This window comes from Paraburkholderia sp. GV068, assembly GCF_003058125.1.
Lineage (GTDB): Bacteria > Pseudomonadota > Gammaproteobacteria > Burkholderiales > Burkholderiaceae > Paraburkholderia > Paraburkholderia graminis.
Genome location: NZ_QBUB01000004.1, coordinates 196,084 through 215,142, shown reverse-complemented (window position 1 = coordinate 215,142; position 19,059 = coordinate 196,084). Strand labels below are relative to the sequence as shown.

General features: G+C 61.8%; 20 protein-coding genes. 12 read left to right on the top strand and 8 right to left on the bottom strand.

What is annotated here, in order from left to right; translation table 11 throughout:
* Window positions 1–46: 46 nt before the first annotated feature.
* From C8K18_RS11020 to C8K18_RS11005, 4 genes are all read left to right on the top strand, one after another.
* The gene (locus C8K18_RS11020; RefSeq protein ID WP_107707472.1) at window positions 47–478 is read left to right on the top strand and encodes a hypothetical protein; all 432 of its coding nucleotides are present in this window, start codon (window positions 47–49) and stop codon (window positions 476–478) included.
* 132 nt (window positions 479–610) lie between these two features.
* A complete protein-coding gene (locus C8K18_RS11015; RefSeq protein WP_107707599.1) occupies window positions 611–2,581 on the top strand; it encodes an arylsulfatase in 1,971 nt (656 codons plus the stop codon).
* A gap of 37 nt (window positions 2,582–2,618) precedes the next feature.
* A complete protein-coding gene (locus tag C8K18_RS11010) occupies window positions 2,619–3,692 on the top strand; it encodes a formylglycine-generating enzyme family protein (RefSeq protein WP_107707471.1) in 1,074 nt (357 codons plus the stop codon).
* Between the two features lie 14 nt (window positions 3,693–3,706).
* Window positions 3,707–4,513 carry a MetQ/NlpA family lipoprotein gene (locus tag C8K18_RS11005; RefSeq protein WP_375135809.1) on the top strand — a complete coding sequence of 269 codons (807 nt, stop codon included), beginning with the start codon at window positions 3,707–3,709 and terminating at the stop codon, window positions 4,511–4,513.
* 43 nt (window positions 4,514–4,556) lie between these two features.
* Here C8K18_RS11005 and C8K18_RS11000 read toward each other — a convergent pair whose 3' ends face one another.
* The 5 genes from C8K18_RS11000 to C8K18_RS10980 all read right to left on the bottom strand — a co-directional run bounded on the left by C8K18_RS11000 (window position 4,557) and on the right by C8K18_RS10980 (window position 9,216).
* Entirely contained in the window at window positions 4,557–5,405 is an 849-nt protein-coding gene (locus C8K18_RS11000) for a CDP-diacylglycerol diphosphatase (protein ID WP_181324853.1), read from the bottom strand.
* A gap of 12 nt (window positions 5,406–5,417) precedes the next feature.
* Window positions 5,418–6,872 (bottom strand): indoleacetamide hydrolase, encoded by a 1,455-nt coding sequence (iaaH, locus tag C8K18_RS10995; RefSeq protein ID WP_107707469.1) that lies wholly within the window; start codon window positions 6,870–6,872, stop codon window positions 5,418–5,420.
* Window positions 6,873–6,883: 11 nt separating this feature from the next.
* Window positions 6,884–7,807: a hypothetical protein gene (locus C8K18_RS10990; protein ID WP_029965902.1), complete on the bottom strand. Its 924-nt coding sequence runs from the start codon at window positions 7,805–7,807 to the stop codon at window positions 6,884–6,886.
* Between the two features lie 151 nt (window positions 7,808–7,958).
* Entirely contained in the window at window positions 7,959–8,174 is a 216-nt protein-coding gene (locus C8K18_RS10985; RefSeq protein ID WP_029965901.1) for a hypothetical protein, read from the bottom strand.
* A gap of 382 nt (window positions 8,175–8,556) precedes the next feature.
* On the bottom strand, window positions 8,557–9,216 hold the full coding sequence (locus C8K18_RS10980; RefSeq protein WP_107707468.1) for an NADPH-dependent FMN reductase: 660 nt from the start codon (window positions 9,214–9,216) through the stop codon (window positions 8,557–8,559).
* Window positions 9,217–9,662: 446 nt separating this feature from the next.
* Here C8K18_RS10980 and C8K18_RS10970 point away from each other — a divergent pair, with 446 nt between their 5' ends.
* Both C8K18_RS10970 and C8K18_RS10965 read left to right on the top strand, forming a co-directional pair.
* Entirely contained in the window at window positions 9,663–10,349 is a 687-nt protein-coding gene (locus tag C8K18_RS10970; RefSeq protein ID WP_107707467.1) for a J domain-containing protein, read from the top strand.
* Between the two features lie 205 nt (window positions 10,350–10,554).
* On the top strand, window positions 10,555–11,007 hold the full coding sequence (locus C8K18_RS10965; RefSeq protein ID WP_244231069.1) for a low molecular weight phosphatase family protein: 453 nt from the start codon (window positions 10,555–10,557) through the stop codon (window positions 11,005–11,007).
* A 28-nt stretch (window positions 11,008–11,035) separates the two neighbouring features.
* Here C8K18_RS10965 and C8K18_RS10960 read toward each other — a convergent pair whose 3' ends face one another.
* Window positions 11,036–11,362, bottom strand: a complete 327-nt coding sequence (locus C8K18_RS10960; protein ID WP_006046665.1) for an H-NS family nucleoid-associated regulatory protein — start codon at window positions 11,360–11,362, stop codon at window positions 11,036–11,038.
* Window positions 11,363–11,609: 247 nt separating this feature from the next.
* On the opposite strand from C8K18_RS10960, the gene C8K18_RS34050 reads away from it, so the two are divergent.
* Entirely contained in the window at window positions 11,610–12,302 is a 693-nt protein-coding gene (locus tag C8K18_RS34050) for a hypothetical protein (protein WP_308810916.1), read from the top strand.
* Between the two features lie 76 nt (window positions 12,303–12,378).
* Here the strand turns inward: C8K18_RS34050 and C8K18_RS10950 are convergent, their stop codons facing one another.
* Window positions 12,379–12,651 (bottom strand): hypothetical protein, encoded by a 273-nt coding sequence (locus C8K18_RS10950; RefSeq protein WP_006046667.1) that lies wholly within the window; start codon window positions 12,649–12,651, stop codon window positions 12,379–12,381.
* A gap of 99 nt (window positions 12,652–12,750) precedes the next feature.
* Window positions 12,751–13,149 (bottom strand): nuclear transport factor 2 family protein, encoded by a 399-nt coding sequence (locus C8K18_RS10945; RefSeq protein ID WP_006046668.1) that lies wholly within the window; start codon window positions 13,147–13,149, stop codon window positions 12,751–12,753.
* 75 nt (window positions 13,150–13,224) lie between these two features.
* Between C8K18_RS10945 and C8K18_RS10940 the strand changes: the two genes are divergently transcribed.
* From C8K18_RS10940 to C8K18_RS10920, 5 genes are all read left to right on the top strand, one after another.
* Window positions 13,225–14,214, top strand: coding sequence for a LysR substrate-binding domain-containing protein (locus tag C8K18_RS10940; protein ID WP_107707466.1), 990 nt, complete (start codon window positions 13,225–13,227; stop codon window positions 14,212–14,214).
* A 243-nt stretch (window positions 14,215–14,457) separates the two neighbouring features.
* Window positions 14,458–15,852 (top strand): GH1 family beta-glucosidase, encoded by a 1,395-nt coding sequence (locus C8K18_RS10935; RefSeq protein ID WP_107707465.1) that lies wholly within the window; start codon window positions 14,458–14,460, stop codon window positions 15,850–15,852.
* Window positions 15,853–15,941: 89 nt separating this feature from the next.
* The gene (locus tag C8K18_RS10930) at window positions 15,942–17,180 is read left to right on the top strand and encodes an ABC transporter substrate-binding protein (protein WP_006046671.1); all 1,239 of its coding nucleotides are present in this window, start codon (window positions 15,942–15,944) and stop codon (window positions 17,178–17,180) included.
* Window positions 17,181–17,187: 7 nt separating this feature from the next.
* A complete protein-coding gene (locus C8K18_RS10925; RefSeq protein ID WP_107707464.1) occupies window positions 17,188–18,138 on the top strand; it encodes a carbohydrate ABC transporter permease in 951 nt (316 codons plus the stop codon).
* The gene (locus C8K18_RS10920; RefSeq protein WP_029965888.1) at window positions 18,138–19,055 is read left to right on the top strand and encodes a carbohydrate ABC transporter permease; all 918 of its coding nucleotides are present in this window, start codon (window positions 18,138–18,140) and stop codon (window positions 19,053–19,055) included. The genes C8K18_RS10925 and C8K18_RS10920 overlap by 1 nt, the downstream gene beginning before the upstream one ends.
* The last annotated feature ends 4 nt before the right edge of the window (window positions 19,056–19,059 follow it).

Sequence of the window (19,059 nt, the reverse complement as noted above, 5' to 3'; positions counted from 1 at the left end):
GACTCACACTCCGCCGTCCGCACATCTTGCCTAACTAAAAGACAACATGAAACGACTGTTCGTTGCCGCATTAGCGGCCGTCTCTCTCGCCACCGCGGTTCATGCACAGAGCAACGACCCAGGCCCGCTCGATACACCCGCTGGAAAACTGCAATTCGCGCACGACGGCCGCGATTTCACCGCGCTGCTCGATAAAGATGTTCTCGATCGCTTCGCCGCAAATACTCTCGCGCATTTCGACGACGTAAGCAGCGCAAACGACACGCTCACGCGCATGCTTGTGCAAACCGACTCCGGCCCGGTGCTGTACGACTTCCGGCGTCGTCCGCCGCAGGTGCAGCGCGTCGGTGTACGCATGACGGTCAAGCGCGTGTTCTGGCAAGGCGACGAGGTCGTGATGCAAGGCTCGCAAGGCTGGTTCCGTTTTCAGCGCGGCGTGTTGACGAAACTGCAGTCGTCCACGACGACCTATCATTGATCGCGCGCCAGGCCGCGAAACACGCGGCAATCCCTTAGCACGGAAACTCGCTTGCTTTTCAGTAAACCTTGGTTGGGCGGCAAATGGCCGGTTGCTACCATTTCGGGCTCGGACAACCACGGTCATATAACAATGCAGAGTTCCAGGTCGCAGCGATCCACGTTCCCAACCGTTCCCAGGCTGCGGGCAGTCGGTGCGGCCATTGCCGGTGTCATTGCCAGCGTCATCGCGCTCTCTGCGTGTTCGGACGGTGTGTCTCCCACGCCGCCGGTCTCCGCGCCTGTCGCCGCGAAGCGCCCGAACATCCTGTACATCATGGCGGACGACCTGGGCTACTCGGATATTCACGCGTTCGGCGGCGAAATCAATACGCCGAATCTCGATGCGCTCGTGCAATCCGGGCGCATTCTCACGAACCATCATACGGGCACCGTTTGCGCGATTACGCGTGCGATGCTTATTTCCGGCACCGATCACCATCTGGTCGGCGAAGGCACCATGGGCGTGCCGACCGATGAACGCAAAGGTCTGCCAGGTTACGAAGGCTATCTGAACGACCGCGCGTTATCGGTCGCGCAACTGCTGAAGGACGCGGGCTATCACACGTACATGGCCGGCAAGTGGCATATCGGCTCGGGCATTGCCGGCAGTGCAACGGGCAGCGGACAGACGCCCGACCAATGGGGCTTCGAGCATAGCTATGCGCTGCTCGGCGGCGCGGCGACCAATCACTTCGCGCACGAGCCCGCGGGATCGAAGAACTATACGGAAGACGGGCAGTACGTGCAGCCCGGACAGCCGGGTCAGCCCGGCGGCGCGGGCGGCAATCCGGCCGTGTTCTATTCGACGGACTTCTACACGCAAAGGCTTATTTCCTACATCGATTCAAATCGAAAAGACGGCAAGCCGTTCTTTGCCTATGCCGCGTACACGTCTCCGCATTGGCCTTTGCAGGTGCCGGAACCGTACCTGCACAACTATGCCGGTAAGTACGACGCCGGCTACGACGTCATTCGCGCGGCGCGCATCGCTCGGCAAAAAGCACTCGGCATTATTCCCGCCGACTTTAATCCCTACGCGGGCGCCGCAGAAACGCTGACGGCGACGCCGGCCAGCGCGAATAACGGCACCACCAACGCGAAATACGTGAGCGCCGTTCATAGTGCAGCGCAAGGGTATTCCGACTATGGTCCGGGCTTTGTGAACAAGTCATGGGCAAGCCTTTCCGCGGATGAAAAGAAAGCGCAGGCGCGCTACATGGAGATCTATGCCGGCATGGTCGAGAACCTCGACCACAACATCGGTCTGTTGATCCAGCATTTGAAAGACATCGGCGAATACGACAACACGTTCATCATGTTCCAGTCGGATAACGGCGCCGAAGGCTGGCCGATCGACTCCGGCGCGGACCCGCGCGCGACCGATACGGCGAATGCCGCGGAGCCCGTCTATTCGACGCTCGGCACCGACAACGGCCTGCAGAACGCGCGGCGTCTGCAATACGGCTTGCGCTGGGCGGAAGTCAGCGCAACGCCGTTCCGTCTGACGAAGGGCTATTCCGGGGAAGGCGGAGTATCCACGCCGCTGATCGTGCGCTTGCCTGGCCAGACCACGCAGAAGCCGGCATTGCGCGTCTTTACGCACGTCACCGACAACACGGCGACCTTCCTTGCCGTCGCAGGCGTTACGCCGCCGACGCAGCCCGCGCCTGCGCTGATCAACTCGCTGACAGGCGTCGATCAGAACAAGGGCAAGGTGATTTACAACAACCGCTATGTGTATCCCATCACCGGGCAATCGTTGCTGCCGGTCTTGACCGATCAGTCGAATGCGGACGTGCACACTGCATCGTTCGGGGATGAAGCGTACGGCCGCGGCTATCTGCGCAGCGCGGACGGCAAGTGGAAAGCCTTGTGGACGGAGCCGCCGCTCGGTCCCGTGGATGGTCACTGGCAGCTTTACGACATGACGTCGGACCGCGGCGAAACGACGGACGTGGCCGCGCAGAATCCTTCGATCATCGACGGACTCGTGCAGCAGTGGAATGCCTACATGTCCGGCGTGGGCGGTGTCGAACCGTTGCGGCCGCGCGGCTACTACTGAGCGAGCGCGTGAGTGCAATCATGTCGGGCACAGCATCATGAGTAGGACGCGCATCGGAGTAAGAACACTTGCTGCATTTGGCGGCCTCTTCGTCGCGGTCTTCATTGCGGCCTTCGGCGCCGCTTTCGCGGTGGCGGCAGCGTGGCCTGCAAGAACCAGCGGTTTCGACGAGCTGAACCGCGCGCGTTCGCTCGCGCCGCTCGGCTCCGAAACACAGTGCGAGCGCTACGCCGGCTTACCCGCCGGATGGCGTGACGATCCGAAGGCCGGCATGGTGCATCTGCATGGCGGCACATTCGTGCTCGGCAGCACGCGCGGCTATCAGGACGAACGACCGGCGGGCGACGGCCGCACGCGCGTCGGCGGCTTCTGGATCGATCAGACGGACGTGACGAACGCGCAGTTCGCCGCTTTCGTCAACGCGACCGGCTACGTCACCGACGCGGAAAAGCAGGGCGGTGCAGCCGTCTTTCACTCGCCGACGCGCGCGGAAATGGACGCACGCGACCTCGCATGGTGGACGTGGGTGAAGGGCGCGTCGTGGCGGCATCCGCAAGGCGAGGGCAGCGGCATCGACCGTCTGATGAACCAGCCCGTGACGCTCGTCACGCAAGCCGATGCATTGGCGTACGCGCGGTGGCTTGGCCGCGATCTGCCGACCGAAGCCGAATGGGAATACGCGGCGAAGGGCGGCAACGAAGGCGCCGATTTCGACACGGCGCCGCGCAATGCACAGGGCAAGCCCGCCGCGAACTACTGGCAAGGCGTATTCCCCGTGCTCAATACGAACGACGACGGGCATGTGGGTCTCGCGCCCGTCGGCTGCTACGCGGCGAACGGCTTCAAGCTGTACGACATGATCGGCAATGCGTGGGAGTGGACCAAGGACGTCTACACCGGCGCGCATCAGCCGCATACGAACGGCGATACCGCGGCGGTCGCGCCGTCCACGCGCAGGCACGACACGCCTATGGTCATCAAGGGCGGCTCGTTCCTCTGCTCGCGCGATTACTGTGTGCGCTATCGCGCCTCGTCGCGTGAACAACAGGAAGCGGATCTGCCGGCGTCGCATATCGGCTTTAGAACTCTCTTGCGGGATGTCGACGGATGACACTGCGAGGTTATATGCGTGCCACGATCGCTGCCGCATTGCTCGGCGGGGCGGCAATCGCCGCGTATGGCGTGCAGCCTGAAGCAAACAGCGGCGATGTGAAAGCCGCCGTCAAAGTCGGTGTAACGCGCGGCACGCACGCTGAAATCATGGCCGAAGTGCGGCGCGTGGCAACGTCGCGCGGACTCGACATCGACGTCGTGACATTCGACGACGGTGCGCGGATCGATGCCGCGCTCGCCGCGCATCGGATCGACGCCGCGAGCTTCGAGGACGGCCCCGCGTTCGCAGCATCGCGCGACAAACACGGCTACGCGCTCTCCGAAGTAGCAACAACCGTCACGTTGCCGATGGCGCTTTATTCGCGCAAGCTGACGAGCCTCACGCAGATCCAACGAGGCGCGTCCATCGTGATTCCCGCCGATCGCGAAGGTATGGCACGCGCGCTGATCCTGCTGCAAAACTACACGCTGCTGACTTTCAACGACCGCGCCGGTCTTCACGCGACGCTGCCCGATGTGACCGCCAACCGCCTGAATCTGAAGCTGCGTGCGCTGCCGCGTGAGCGGCTCGTAACGGCGCTGAACGGTGCGGCCGTTGTCGTGATCGACAGTGCGAGCGCGCAGCGGGCGGGACTCTATCCGGCGCGCGACAGCATCGGCATGGAAGACGCGCGCTCGCCCTATGCCGGCGTGCTGACCGTGCGCGACGCCGATCGCGGCCAGCCGTGGGTCGCGCAACTGGTGGCCGCGTATCACTCGGACGACGTCGCGCATTTCATTCTCACGCACTATCAGGACTCGGTGCGCCGGCCCTGGTGATGGCGTGTTTGCTCACATGCTGCAACAGCAACACTTGAGACGGCTACGACGCGTCCGCCACACGGCACGCATGATCTAGCAAGCCCTCGGCTGAACCGCTGCCGTTGTCCGCATCGAGGCCGCTGTTCACGACGAGCCAGCCGTCTTTCTCCGCAGACGCCCCCGCGCCCGTCACGAGGATGGTTTGCATCGCCATTGCATCGGAGTCCGGGTTGTCGAGCGAGACGAGGCGAAACGGATCGCTCGCGCCGGTCAGCGCGGTCACGCGCATGATCCGGTATCGGTCGCCGTCGAGCGTGTCCCAATGCCATGTGCCCGGCACGTCTTTCGCGTGCCGCGCGAGTGCGTCGCTGATGTCGGCGCGCATGCAGTCGATGTGAATATGCAACTGGTTCTGCGTGCGGCGAAATTGCGAATTGATTTCCAGGCCCAACTGATTATCGGGGAGCGTCCGTTTGACGGCGCCGTTCACGTAGCTCCGCGCGGCCCACGCGTCGGCCCAATAGCTTGGCGCATGCGGCGCGAGCACCTGCGGACTTTCGATACCGCTCACGTGATCCGTCGGAATCAGCAAATACTGCGAGCGTCCGACAATATCCTTTAGGATCGCGTAGCGTTTCTCGAGGTTCACCGCCGTGCATTGACCCGGCGTGCCGGTCGCCTGTTCTGCCGGCACGCAGCGAATATCGACGATCTTCCATAACGCGTTGGAATCGATGGCCGCGAGACGCGCGCAGCCCGCGGCGGCAAGCGCTATGCCAAGCAGCGCCGCGGTTCGCCTGACATGGCGCGCGCCGCGATTTGCAGGACTGCGATGATGAGATTGAACAACGGATTGCGGATTCGCCAGTGTGTCGGTCGGCGCGTGAATCAGAGCTTTTTTTAGCGGCATCTTGTGTCGGGTCTATAACACGGGCGGCGGTATTTCGCCGAGTAGCTGTTCGATTGCAACGCCGATGGCGAGCAGGCGCCGGTCGCTGCCGAGCGGCCCGTCGATTTCGAGGCCGACGGGCAAGCCTTGCGCGCTGATTCCCGCAGGCAACGACAAGCTAGGAATGCCGCATGTGCTCGCAGGATCGGTGTTGCGCAAGAAGGCTTCCATCGTGTCGATCGGCGGCGCGCCGTCTATCGACACCGTCGACGAACCGTTGATCTCGTCGATCTGCACAGCGGCCAACCGCGTGGTCGGAAACAGCAGCGCGTCGAGACGTTCGTCGGCGAAAGTGGCGGCGATATAAGCCTGCAACAGCGGCCGCCAGTGATTGAGCGCTGCCTCATAGTGCGGGTCGAGCGTGCCGGCGAGCACTTCGTCGTAGATCGCGCGCACGTCCGGACTCGCGATGCGGGCCGCGATCTCCGCAACGGTTTGCACCGGCGCCTGATTGGCCGCGAGCCACGCTTGCAGGTCGACGCGCGCTTCATGAATCGCGATCGGTCCGCCGACCATGCCGTTGAGATCCGCGAGTTCGCGCATCGCGACCGGTACAAAAACGACGCCTGCTGCCTCGAGCTTTTTGAGCGCCGCGCGCGCGACGTCCTCGACCTGTCGTTCAAGTCCTGCCCACAACGGCGCGGGCAAGCCGATACGCAAGCCGTTCAGCGCGACGGCGGGCAGCGGAGCGGCGCCGGTAATCACGCCGTCGAGCAATGCGATGTCGGCTGCGCTGCGCGCCATCGGACCGACCGTATCGCGCGTGTGGCTGATCGGCACGACGCCGTACGCGTCGTCATAGCGCCGCTCGGCGCCGCCATTGCCGACTGACGGACGAAAGCCCGCGGTGCCTGTCAACGCAGCGGGAATGCGCGTCGAGCCGCCGGTGTCGGTGCCGAGTCCCGCGGGCACGATGCGCGCGGCAATCGCCGCCGCAGTGCCGCCCGACGAGCCGCCCGGAATCAGCGCAGGGTCGTACGGATTGCGCACAGGGCCCGCATGCGTCGCGAGGTTGCTGCTCGTGATGCCGAACGCGAGCTCGTGCATGTTGGCCTTGCCGAGAATGATTGCGCCCGCATCGAGAAGCCGTTGCACCGAACGCGCATTGGTCTGCGGCACGAAGCCTGCGAGAGCCGGTGTGCCCGCCGAGGTCGGCAACCCTATCGTATTGATGTTGTCCTTCACGACGATCGGCAGGCCGGCAAGCGGCAGTTGCGCTTTTGCTTCGGCGGGCAGCGCGTCGATGCGCCGTGCCGCGGCGAGCGCGCCGTCGAGATCGATCACGGTCAGCGCGTTGAGCGTCTGAAGTGCGGCCGCGCGCGCGAGCAACGTCGCGACATAATCGGTTGCATTGAGCCGGCCCGACTGGATCGCGGCGACGGCTTCGGTTGCGCTCAACGCGAGCTGTTCATCGACGGTCCATGTCATGGCCGTTCTCCTTATGGTTCAGTGTCCGGGCCGCGCGAACGCCGGATAAAAAAGCGCAGCGCGAATCGGGCAAGCGCGGGCACGAGTCGCGGACGCAGCAGCCGCACGTCGTAGCCGCTCATGCGGCGCTCGTTTTCCGCGAGACATAGCTCGATGAGTTCGGGCGTGTCCAGCCCCTTGCCGATCACGCTGCTGTTCGCGGGCAGAAAATTCGAATCGCGTGCCACGCCGTTTGCGTCGATGCCTCTCGCAATCGCCACGCGATCCCAGATCAGCACGACCCAGATCGCGGCCACACGCAATGCGTGCCACGGCCTGCGCCATAGCGGCATGTTACGTCGATGCCATGCAACCCAGTTGACGAAAAACAGAATGTGACGCGCTTCTTCCTGAATCACGGGCTCGAAAGTCTCGACGAGCGCTTCTGGAAAATAGCCGGATTGCTGCGCGGCGCGAAACAGGCCAAACGCAAAGAAACTGTCGATGCACTCGCTATAGCCTGTGCGCATCCACGCCCATTCGGGATCGCGCGGCGCAGGATAATTCGGCTCGGGCGCGATCTCGATGCCGTAGGCCGCAATCAGCTTCGCGAGCACGCGCTTGTGACGGGCTTCTTCGTCGCCGTCCATCGTGATCGCTTCGCGCAGCAGCGGGTCCTGCAATTGCGCGGCGTAAGTGTGAACGTTGATCGACGCGCGGCCTTCCGTTTGCACGGCGATGTCCCAGATCGGCAGCGAGCAGAGCCGCGCGAGAGCGTCGGGCGGCAGCGCCGGCCAGTCGATCACGGCGGGTTTGTAGGGATCGTGAGTTTCCAGCAGCATGCGGCAGAACATGTGCTTGTGCGCCTCCGATCCGATCTTCACGCGGGCAGTGCCCGTGAATGTCCAGTGGCGCAGGCTGGGGTCTTCGGCTACATCTGTCAATGTGTCGGACATGGCAAGCATACAGAGAGCGAACTCGATGTGTCGCCTATTCTGTCACATTGCCCCGCAACGCGGCGTCTACGGTGCACGATCGCGGGCGCGCGTCAGCGTGGATGCCGCGTCATTGGCGTTGGGTTACTGCCGATGGGTCACTGCGAATAACTCACTGATGATTGTCGACCCACATGCGTCCCCAGCGGAATGCATAGGCGAGCGCATGTTCTTCGTCGAAGAAATAGTCGAGCGCGTCGAAACAATAGGCCGGGCCGTGGCTTGCGCTGGCTTTTTCGATGGTCAGGTTGGCGGCGAACAGCCCATTGGGCAAACGCTGCGCGGCCGGCGCAACTTCGTAGCCTTTATAGCGGATGTGTGAATTCATGATCGTGGCAGTGGATATGCCCGCGTTTTTACAGGAAGCCGGTACAGATGACGCGTGGCATGCGCGTTTGCATCAGGCGGCGGATGAGTCTGCGGGCTGGCTCAAGCGTAGGCCGCACTGAAGGGCCCGTGAACCAATCATTCTTCGCAAGCAAATCAGGGGAGTTCCGCAACGCTCTTCGGAACACCGGATAACGGCGCGTTTGGTGGGTTCGCAGACACTATGGCGCCAGGCGGCCGATGAGTCTGTTATGTGCCGCACGGTCTACATGATCTGCACCATGCGCACGAATGCAGGCGCCCCTGGTTTCGCGTAGCGAGACGACGCGAAACCAGGGGCGCTGTAAACGATAACTTTCTAACGGGGGCTTCGAGCCCGAGCTTTAAACCGCGTGCAGCAGACGCGCGGACTGCGCTTGCTGAACCTGAACGCCCGATGCGCTCGGACCTGGCGCACGATGAGCGGTGAACGCAAGCGCGAATTGCGCGGCTTGCTGGCCGACGGTGGCGAGCTGGTCGACGACCTTCGCGTCGGAGCAGGTATCGACACTATCGAAGCGCGTCTCGAGCGTGTTGATGCCCGCGCCGAACGGCGTCGGCCAGCCGCGCAACGCGTGGACGATCGAGCGCAGCGAAGTCAGCACCGAACCCGCCGCTTGCCAGCCATAAGCCGTGACGATGCAGCCAACCGCACGGCCGTCGAGATACGGACGCTCGTCGGCGCGCAGTTCCTCGAGCGTGTCGAGCGCGTTTTTGACGAGACCGGAGACGCCGCCGTGATAGCCCGGCGTCGCGATGATCAGCGCGTCGGCGTGGCGCACGGCTTCGATCAGTTCGAGCTGTTCGTCGGTGCGTTCGCTGTGTTCGGGCGCATAGTGCGGCAGGCTATGCAGAAACGTGCCGCCAAAGAGCCGGGTCCTGGCGCCCGCGGCTTCCGCGCCGCGCAGCGCAAAGCCGAGTGCGCGTTCGGTCGACGAAGCTGCGCGGGTCGTGCCGCCAATGCCGACGACGAGCGGGCGGCGGTGATGATCGAAACTGGTCAACGAAATGCTCCTTCGGTAGCGGCTCACGGCGCTTCGCGCGGGTTGCGCACAAGCGCGCCGGGGCGAACCGGACTATGAAGCACCATCTTAATCAGCGAGGCGTGCCGCACGAAGCGACTTTTTGTTCTAACGATATAACCGCGACGTGCATGCCGCGATGGCCGCGATGCCGCGATCGCCGACCATGCCGCGCCGATAAGCATATGGCGAACAATTGTTTAGGTTGGAGCGGGCAGGCCGCTATGATCGAAGCGTCTCCTCCATGACACTCCTTGACATGGGACTCGGCCTCGCCACATTGCTGGCGAGGCCTTTTTTTTGGCATTTTTCGTGGGCTCTATTGGCGCGTTCTGCAGTCAGGCGCATGCGCGCCGCTTCACGATCGCGCCGTTTATCGCGTGCTACGATGATCCGCGACACGATACCCGGCAAGGTCCAGCACGCAAATGGCAACTCTCTATGACACGCTCGGCGTGCCCATGCACGCCACCGACGAAGAGATCAAACGCGCGTACCGCAAGGCCGCGATGAAGTGGCATCCGGACCGCAACGCGGGTTCCGAGGAAGTTGCGCGCGCCACGTTTCAGGAGATCAGGGACGCCTACGCGATCCTCTCCGACGCGGCGCAGCGCAAGATTTACGACGCCGTGTACACCGAGCAGATGCGCGAATGGGAAGCGCAGCGCGCGCGCCATCAACAGGCGCAGGCGGAGCGCGAGGCGGCGGCGCGTGCCGCGGACGAGGCCGCGTACGCCGAAATGGTGTCGCTCGCGATGCGTTTTGCCGACGAAGGCCACAACCGCGATGTCGTGTTCGGCGTATTGCTCGGACGCCAATGCGAGCCGGGGCGCGCCGCGCAGATTGCCGACAGTGTGGCCGCCTTGCACGCTTCGAGGCGCGAGGCGGCGGCCAATAATGCTTCTACAGAGGCCGCGGAAGCGGCAGATGCCGCCTCGCACGCAAGTGCCGCCGGCTCGCCCGAATCGGCCACGATGGGCGCCGGCGCGGAAGACACTGCCGGTCGCCGCGCGCGTGCCGCTAAAGAACCTGCTAAAGAAACGGCGAAAGAAGCCGATACAGCCGGTGGCTTGTCCAGTCTCTGGTTCCAGTTCCTCAACGGGCTGCGCTTCTGATTATCCGATCACGCGCTTCTTCATCCGCCCGCTCCAGGGGCAAATTCCCGTAGCGCGCGGAATAAAGACATCGTAGTGTCACGGGGGCGCAAGACTCTGCGGGCACAATCGCACATACAAGAGACTAAAAACACGGTACGGGGTAAGCGTGACCAAGAAATATAAAGTGCTGTTTCTCTGCCGAGAGAATTCAGCACGCAGCATCATGGCCGAAGCTTTGTTGCGGGAACTGGCCGGACACCGGTTCGAGGCTTTCAGCGCGGGCCCGGAACCGGCCGCGCGAGTGCATCCGCTTGCGATAACGCAATTGCGGCCGGGCGTTTCCGACCTCGGCGTGCTATGCCCGAAAAGCTGGCTTGAATTCACCGGCGAATGGGCGCCGCGCATGGATTTCGTCGTCGCGCTCGACTCGGGCGTCGCTGCGCCGCATGCGCCGGTCTTTCCCGGCAGTCCCGCGCTTTCTCAATGGAATCTCGCCAATCCGCTCGCGGACGACGTCACCGAACCCGAACGGGCTCGTTTATTCGACAAGGTGTTCTGGCAAATTGTGCGTCAGTTGAGCGCCTTTATCGACGCGCCGCAGTATGCCGTGCCCAGAGCGAGCGACGCCGCGACGCAGTGCAAGCACTCGTGCACCGGCCAGTTTGCCAATCTGTGATGTGCCGCGTTAGCGCGGCGCTTGCCGCTTAGTGTTCGTTCGAGCGCGCGAGCGGACTGCCTGCGAACGGGTCGTTTTTCCAGTCGACGCGTTTCTTCGGCTGCGGCGTGGGCGCGGGCGGCGCCGATAATTCAAAGTGGTCGATAGATTGTCCTGCGCTAATGGCCTGCTTCAACCATTGAGGCATTTCGCCCTGGCCGTCCCAACTGTCTCCCGTCGCGCTGCGGTAGCGTGCGTTCTTTTCCGCGACCGGTTCGGATGCCAGCACGGCGGCAAGGTCTTCCGGCTTGATGCCAAACTCTTCCATGCGATGGCGGAGATACGCAATCATGCTATCTCGCTTCCTTTCGTCCATAAGATATTCGTCCTTCTAAAGCGTCAGCGTTCTGTCAAATGCAGATTGCGAGGAAAACCCGCGAAAGATTGGAGTCCATTTAAATGGCGTCCGTCCGCGGTGAGGTCATTAATCGAAATTGGAAAAAACGATGGGGGCGATGCACTGACATTGGGCGGCCGTCTCATGTGCACGCTCCGTTTCGCAACGGTGCATGTGCGGGGCCAGTCTTGTGGTTATGTCGTCATCATAACGCACTGCGAGCGTAATGCACGCACCGTTTGAACTGATTTTCTCGCATTTAAGCGTCGACTGGGACTGCCGGCTGCGCAACCGGGATCGTTCACCGGTTCCGCGTCGCCGGATTGAATTCCGCGCCGGCCGAACTATAAAAGAAATAGCGGAGAGGACAATCCGTGTTTTTCCGGCTGCGGCGTCCGAGCGCCAATCATCGTACGCGCAGGCACGCCGGCCGCCAGGTGCGGGCGACTCGCTATCCGTTTCATTCGACGAGTCCATGCAGCAGGCCCGCGTCACAACTGGTTTTTCGTTGGTCCCAGGCTTGGCCACGCTGGCTTTTTACACGGATCGATTCTCGAGGAGGGACGACACTGCTGCGCCGGATTCAAGGAGTCTGGACATGAAACTACGATTATTGATGGTGTTTGTGAGCGCTCTTCTTTTTCTCGCGCCGCGCGCTGCGAGCGCAGGCGACATGACGAGCGAGCCTGGCGTTGGGACATCGACGGCGACGCCCGCCAGCGAAAGGCTGATGAACCATGCGAACGAATCGGCACAGGCCACGACCGACATGTCGTTGAGCGAGCCCACCGGAGGCGCTTCGCAGCCGACGCAAAACGTTTCCTATGGAGGCGTCGCGGCAGGGCACTCAGAAGCCGGCAGCCGGCAAAATATGCGCTGTTCCGGCGGCCCGCAATGCACTATTTACTTTGGCCAGTGAAATAAAGGCGCTCGGCGTTGCTATTCGAAGCAGTGCATGAGGCAGCGGGTTTCGACGCCGCTGCCTCGCGGTTCTTTTATGCCAAAGCGGATTGCGTCGTCGAGTGATCGGTGCTGTCGACGATGCGGCTCACCATTGCCTCCACGCCCGGCCCTTGCATCGCCGCGCGCTCGCCGAAGCGGCGGAACTCGTCCAGCAGCGAGCGCCACGACGCGTGCCAGCGCGTTTCCTTGATGCACGCGCCCGAAGGATCGGCGATTCGCAGTATGCCGCTGTCAGGATAGAAAGTCAGAGTAACCGGCATGCCGTCGATAACGCAGGTCGCGGTGCAAGGGCGGTTGTTCACCATGTTCAATGTCCTCTAATCGAGCAATGAGTACGTTGGATGTGGTTTCCCGTCAGCAAGCACCATGCCCAGCGCGTTAGCGTGCCTAGTGCGTCTTTCCCGCTACGCGTACTTATCGCCGACCGTGCTGCGAATCGGATAGGTGTCGTAGACGATGATCATCCGTTCGATGATTGCGTTCTCATCGAATTCGAATACATCGACGCATTCAAAGCGCACCGCCGAGCCGTCTTTCAGTCCCCAATCGTAGATGAAGTAACCCGTCGCGCGCGGAGCTCCAGTCGCACTCACGCAAATGTCGATAGGTGTGATCGTGCTTTTGCCAGACGCCGCATTGACCTTTGCAAAGAACGGCGCCGGCTTCATCCAGCCGAGAAACGGCGAGAAGATTTGCGCGTCCGGTGTGAACAATGCGCAAATCGCGCCGACGTCGCCGCGTTCCAGCGCTGCGAGGTAAGTACGAATCTGCTCCGTGTATAGTTCTTTCGACGATGAATTCACGATCGTCCTCCTTATTGGCAATCCGACCCGTCTGAACAAACGGGCATCCGGTATCGACACCATAGCGATGCACCGATGACCGAACCATCGAAAAATTTGCAAGCCGGGTATGCCGCGCTCGCATATCCGCTTGCCGACCTCACGCGCCGCTTGCCGCCACTCGCGGCATTGCAGTCATTCGTGGCGGCCGGGCATTTCGGCAGCATCAGCAAAGCCGCGGATCATCTGTGCCGCACGCAAGGCGCGGTGAGTCGCCAGATTCAGCAACTGGAAGCGCACTATCGCTGCGCGCTTTTCGTGCGCCATGCGTCGGGGCTGACACTGACCGCCGAGGGACAGGCGCTGCAGGCCGTCGCAGTCGATGTACTTGCGCGGCTCGTCGAGCATGCCGATCTACACGCTGCAACGGGCGCGGTTCTCACGCTGCGATTACCATCGACGTTTGCGATTCGATGGCTGCTGCCGCGGCTTTCGGACATCAATAGCGCGCTCAAGGGAATCGAGTTGCGCATCTCGACTTCATCCGACGACACGCCGGAATTCACTACGCCCGACATCGACGCGATTGTCGTGCGCGGCAGCGGACAGTGGGCGGGACTGAATGCGATACCTTTGTTTGCAGAGACGCTGACTCCAATGTGCACGCCGGAGGTGGCCGCATCGCTGACATGTTTAGCCGACCTCGCGCGTCTCACGTTGCTGCATCCCGGGCCCAGTCATGACGAATGGCGATGCTGGCTAGACAGTGCGCTTGCTAAAGATGTCGATGCCGACAGGGGGCTGGTTCTCGACACACTGGAGTTGACACTCACCGCCGCGGCGCAAGGGCACGGTGTCGCTATCGGCGATGCGCGGATGGCAAGAGACCGAATCGAAGCCGGAGTGCTCGTCACGCCCTTCGATCACGTCGCGCGCAACGGCCTCGGCTACTTTCTCGTCTATCCGTCGCAACGCGCGCCGCAGCACAAGATTCGTGCGCTTGCCGATGTTCTCGCGACGATGGCGGAAGAAGAACAATCGATACCGTCTTCGTCTTTGACCACGCGCGCAAAGCTTCCGCTTTAATGCATCGCCACGCGTCGCGATGCATCGCACATGCATTAAGCGCGCGTGCCAGCGCCCCTCCAGACAAACCCTGATTGCTGCGCCAAAGAGCCCACTGATATTGTTCGCGGGCGCTTGTGTGGAAGCGCTTCCAGTCTCAGGTCTTTCGACGTCCAACGCAGTCGCTTTTCCGCAGTCGCTTTTCGTCATTGCCGTACCCGGTTCAGTCAGTTCAGCCGAGCAACTCGCTTGCATGGAGAATCCGTGGCACACGACGCACTTTCCTCTCATTCATCCGCCGATCCGTTCACGCCGCCCGCCGACTCTACTTTGTGGCGCGAGAACTTTCTATTAGGCGCGGCCACTGCCTCGTATCAGATCGAAGGCGCTGTCAACGAAGACGGCCGCCTGCCTTCGATATGGGACACCTTCTGCGCGACGCCCGGCAAGGTGCTTGCCGGCGACAGCGGCGAAGTGGCCTGCGATCACTATCATCGTTGGGAAGCGGATGTCGACATGCTCGCGGGGCTCGGGCTCGAAGGCTATAGATTGTCGATCGCGTGGCCGCGCGTGATGCATCTGGACGGCACGCCCAATCGCAAGGGACTCGACTTCTATAAGCGCCTGCTCACGCGTCTGAAAGAGAAGGGCATCACGACGTTCGTCACGCTTTATCACTGGGATTTGCCGCAACATCTTGAGGATCGCGGCGGTTGGCTGAATCGCGAAACCGCGTACCGTTTCGCCGATTACGCGGATCTGATGAGCCGGGAACTGGCCGGCAGCGTCGATGCATGGGCGACGCTCAACGAGCCCTGGTGTTCCGCGTATCTCGGCTATGGAAATGGCCATCACGCGCCGGGTCTTGCCAACGGGCGCTTTGCCACGCAGGCGATGCATCATCTGCTGCTCGCGCACGGTCTCGCCGTACCTGTATTGAGCGCGAACGATCCGGCTTCGCAAAAGGGCATCGTCGCGAACATCGGACGCGGCACGCCGAATAGCGATAGTGCCGACGATCGCCGCGCCGCGCATCTATTCGAGGTTCAGCACAATGCATGGATTCTCGATCCATTGCTAAAGGGCACGTATCCGCAGGCGCTTTTCGAACTGTGGCCAGGCACCGAGCCATTGATACTCGATGGCGACATGCAGACCATTTCCGCGCCGCTCGATTTTCTCGGCATCAACTATTACTTCCGCACGAATGTCGCGAGCGATGGTGCTCACGGCTTCAAGGACGTGCCGCTGCAAGGCGTCGAGCGCACACAGATGGGCTGGGAAGTGTATCCCGACGGTTTGCGCGATCTGCTGATCAGCTTCAAGGGCGAGTATGCGAATTTGCCGACGGTCTATATCACCGAAAACGGCATGGCCTCCGACGATAAAGTGATCGACGGCCGCGTGGACGACACACAACGCATTTCGTTTCTGAAGCGCCATCTTGCGGCCGTCGACGAAGCCATCAAGGCGGGCGTCGACATACGCGGCTATTTCCTGTGGTCGCTGATGGACAACTTCGAGTGGGCATTCGGATACGAGCGCCGCTTCGGCATCGTGCATGTCGATTACGCGACGCAGAAGCGCACGATAAAGCGGAGTGCCGAACTGGTGTCGCGCTTCCTGAAAGAGCGCAAGGAACGGAATCTACGTATATAAGCAACGCGTCTGAAGCAACACATATAGGCAACGAAAGCTGGTTTGCATGTCGACCTGGAACACGGGCGCGAGCCTTTGGAGGAGACGGAATGAACAGCAGAAAAACGGTCTTGCGGGCGATGGTTGCAGCACTCGCGTTGTATGGCATCGTCGCGCACGCCGAGCCTTTGAAGGCGAATGTGATTCACTGGTGGACCTCGGGCGGGGAGTCAGCCGCGATTCGCCAGTTCGCCGATGCGTATAACAAAGCCGGCGGCCAGTGGGTCGATAACGCGGTCGCGGGCGCGGACCAGGCGCGCTCCACGGCGATCAACCGCATTGTCGGCGGCGATCCACCCACGGCAGCGCAGTTCAATACGTCGAAGCAGTTTCATGATCTGATCGATCAGGGACTGCTCAACAATGTCGACGACGTCGCCGCAAAAGAAAACTGGAACGGCGTATTCCCGCAATCGATACTCGACAGCATCAAAGTAAAAGGCCATTACTATGCGGCGCCGGTCGACATTCATATGCCCGCGTGGTTCTTCTACTCGAAGCCCGCATTCCAGAAAGCCGGCATTACCGCCGAGCCGCAAAACTATGACGAGTTCATTGCCGATCTCGGCAAGCTCAAAGCCGCAGGCATCATTCCACTCGCGTTCGGGGGCCAGCCCTGGCAGGAAAAGATCACATTCGACGCCGTGCTCGCCGATGTTGGCGGTCCCGACCTCTACCTGAAGGTGTATCGCGATCACGACGCCAATGCGGTGAAGTCCGACGCGTTTAAAAAAGTACTGGTTGCATTCAAGCGCCTGCACGATTTCGTCGACCCCGGTTCGCCCGGCCGCAACTGGAACGATGCGACGGCACTGGTCATTTCCGGCAAGGCCGGCGTGCAGATCATGGGCGATTGGGCGAAGGGCGAGTTCTCCGCGGCGAAGCAGAGCGCGGGTAAGGAATTCGGCTGTTTCCCCGGCTTCGGTCCGCATTCGCCGTATCTCGTCGCCGGCGACGTATTCGTATTTCCGAAGAGCGATAACGCCGCCACCGTGAAAGCGCAAAATCTTCTCGCCACGGTGATGACCTCGCCGTCCGCGCAAGTCGCATTCAGCGCAAGGAAAGGCTCGATTCCGATTCGCCCCGACGTAGACGCGGGCACGCTCGACATCTGCGCGAAGGAGGGCATTGCGATCATGAAGGACAAGTCGCGCCAGTTGCCGAATCCGGAAATGCTGTTGTCGCCGGATATGCAAGGCGCGCTGATCGACGTCGTCACTAACTTCTGGAATAAAAACCAGTCGGTCGACGACGCGCAAAAGGCGTTCGCAAGCGCGCTCAAGAGCTAGGCTCGACATGCACGCGCTCAAGCTGCATGCGTCGTCGCGCTCGGGTTCTGAGTTGCGTAAAAACCCCGCGGAAAAGCCGCTAAAAAGGCGCTTTTCGTTGGCAGCATGGCTTGCATTGCTGCCGATGGCGCTGACCGTCGTGTTCGCCTATCTCGGCACGATGATCTGGACCGCGCGGGTTTCGCTCAGCAACTCGCGCACGTTTCCATCCGGCGACTTCGCGGGCCTCACGCAATACGCGAGGCTTTTCAACAACGGCCGCTGGTTGTTGTCGCTGCAAAACATCGTGATTTACGGCGCGTGCTTTATTGTCGCGTGCATGGTGATCGGCTTGCTGCTCGCGATCTTTATCGATCAACGCGTGGTCGCGGAAGGCGCATTGCGCACGGTGTTTTTATATCCTTACGCGATGTCGTTCGTTGCGACAGGTCTCGTCTGGCAATGGATTCTGAATCCGCAACTCGGCGCGCAGGCTGTGCTGCACAAGCTGGGTTTCGTGCATGCGCGCTTCGACTGGATCGTCGACCAGGACTGGGCGATCTATACGATCGTCATTGCCACCGTGTGGCAGGCTTCGGGACTCGTGATGGCTTTGCTGCTCGCGGGCCTGCGCGGCATCGACGACGAGCTGTGGAAAGCCGCGCGTATCGACGGCATTCCGCGCTGGCGGGTCTATGCAAGCATCGTCGTGCCCATGCTCGGGCCGTCGATCTCGACCGCCTTCGTGCTGCTGTTCGTGATGGTCGTGAAGCTCTACGACGCCGTGGTCGCGATGACGCAAGGCGGCCCCGGCACCGCGAGCGAAGTACCGGCGAAGTTCATCATGGACTATCTGTTCGGCCGCGCGAATATCGGTCTCGCGTCGGCGGCGTCGATCGTCTTGCTCGCGACCGTGCTCGCGATTCTCGCGCCGTTCTTCTATGCGCGCAGCCGTGCGGCATTACGCAAGGAGGTGTGATGAACACGCCCGGCTCTGCACTGAAGAGCGGCATGCCGCGACCCATGCTGAAGCACCGGCGCCGCGCGGCGCTCACGCCGGCGCGCGTCGGCGTGTACGCATTTTTGCTCACCGCCGCGCTGTTCTTTCTACTGCCGCTTTATGTGATGCTCGTGACGTCGGTTAAACCGATGAGCGAAATCCGTCTCGGCAATCTGCTCGCTTTTCCCACGCATTTCACGCTGCAAGCATGGAGCGCCGCGTGGCAGTCCGCATGTACCGGACTCGACTGCAACGGTATTCAAGTCGGCTTCTGGAACTCCGTGCGTATCGTCGTGCCGAGCACGGTTTTCTCCATCGCGATCGGCGCGGTGAACGGCTATGCATTGTCTTTCTGGCGGCCGCGCGGCGCGGGCGTGCTGTTCGGCGTATTGCTGATGGGCGCCTTTATCCCGGTTCAGGTGATGGTGTATCCGCTCGTGCGCGTGCTGGCGAGCGTGCATCTGTTCAGTTCGTTGCCGGGCATCGTCGTGATTCATACGATCTTCGGCATGCCGGTCATGACGCTGCTGTTTCGCAACTACTACGCGTCGATTCCGCAAGAACTGTTCAAGGCCGCGCGCATCGACGGCGGCGGTTTCTGGCGTATCTTTATCCAGTTGATGCTGCCTATGTCGACGCCGATCATTGTCGTGGCGATCATCATGCAGGTGACGGGTATCTGGAACGACTTCATTCTCGGCCTCGTGTTTGCCGGCACTAAAAACTTGCCGATGACGGTGCAACTGAACAACATCATCAATACGACGACCGGCGAGCGGCTTTATAACGTCAACATGGCGGCGACCATTCTGACTTCGCTGGTGCCGCTCGCGGTGTACTTCATCTCCGGCCGCTGGTTCGTGCGCGGCATTGCGTCCGGTGCGGTCAAAGGATAGGGCG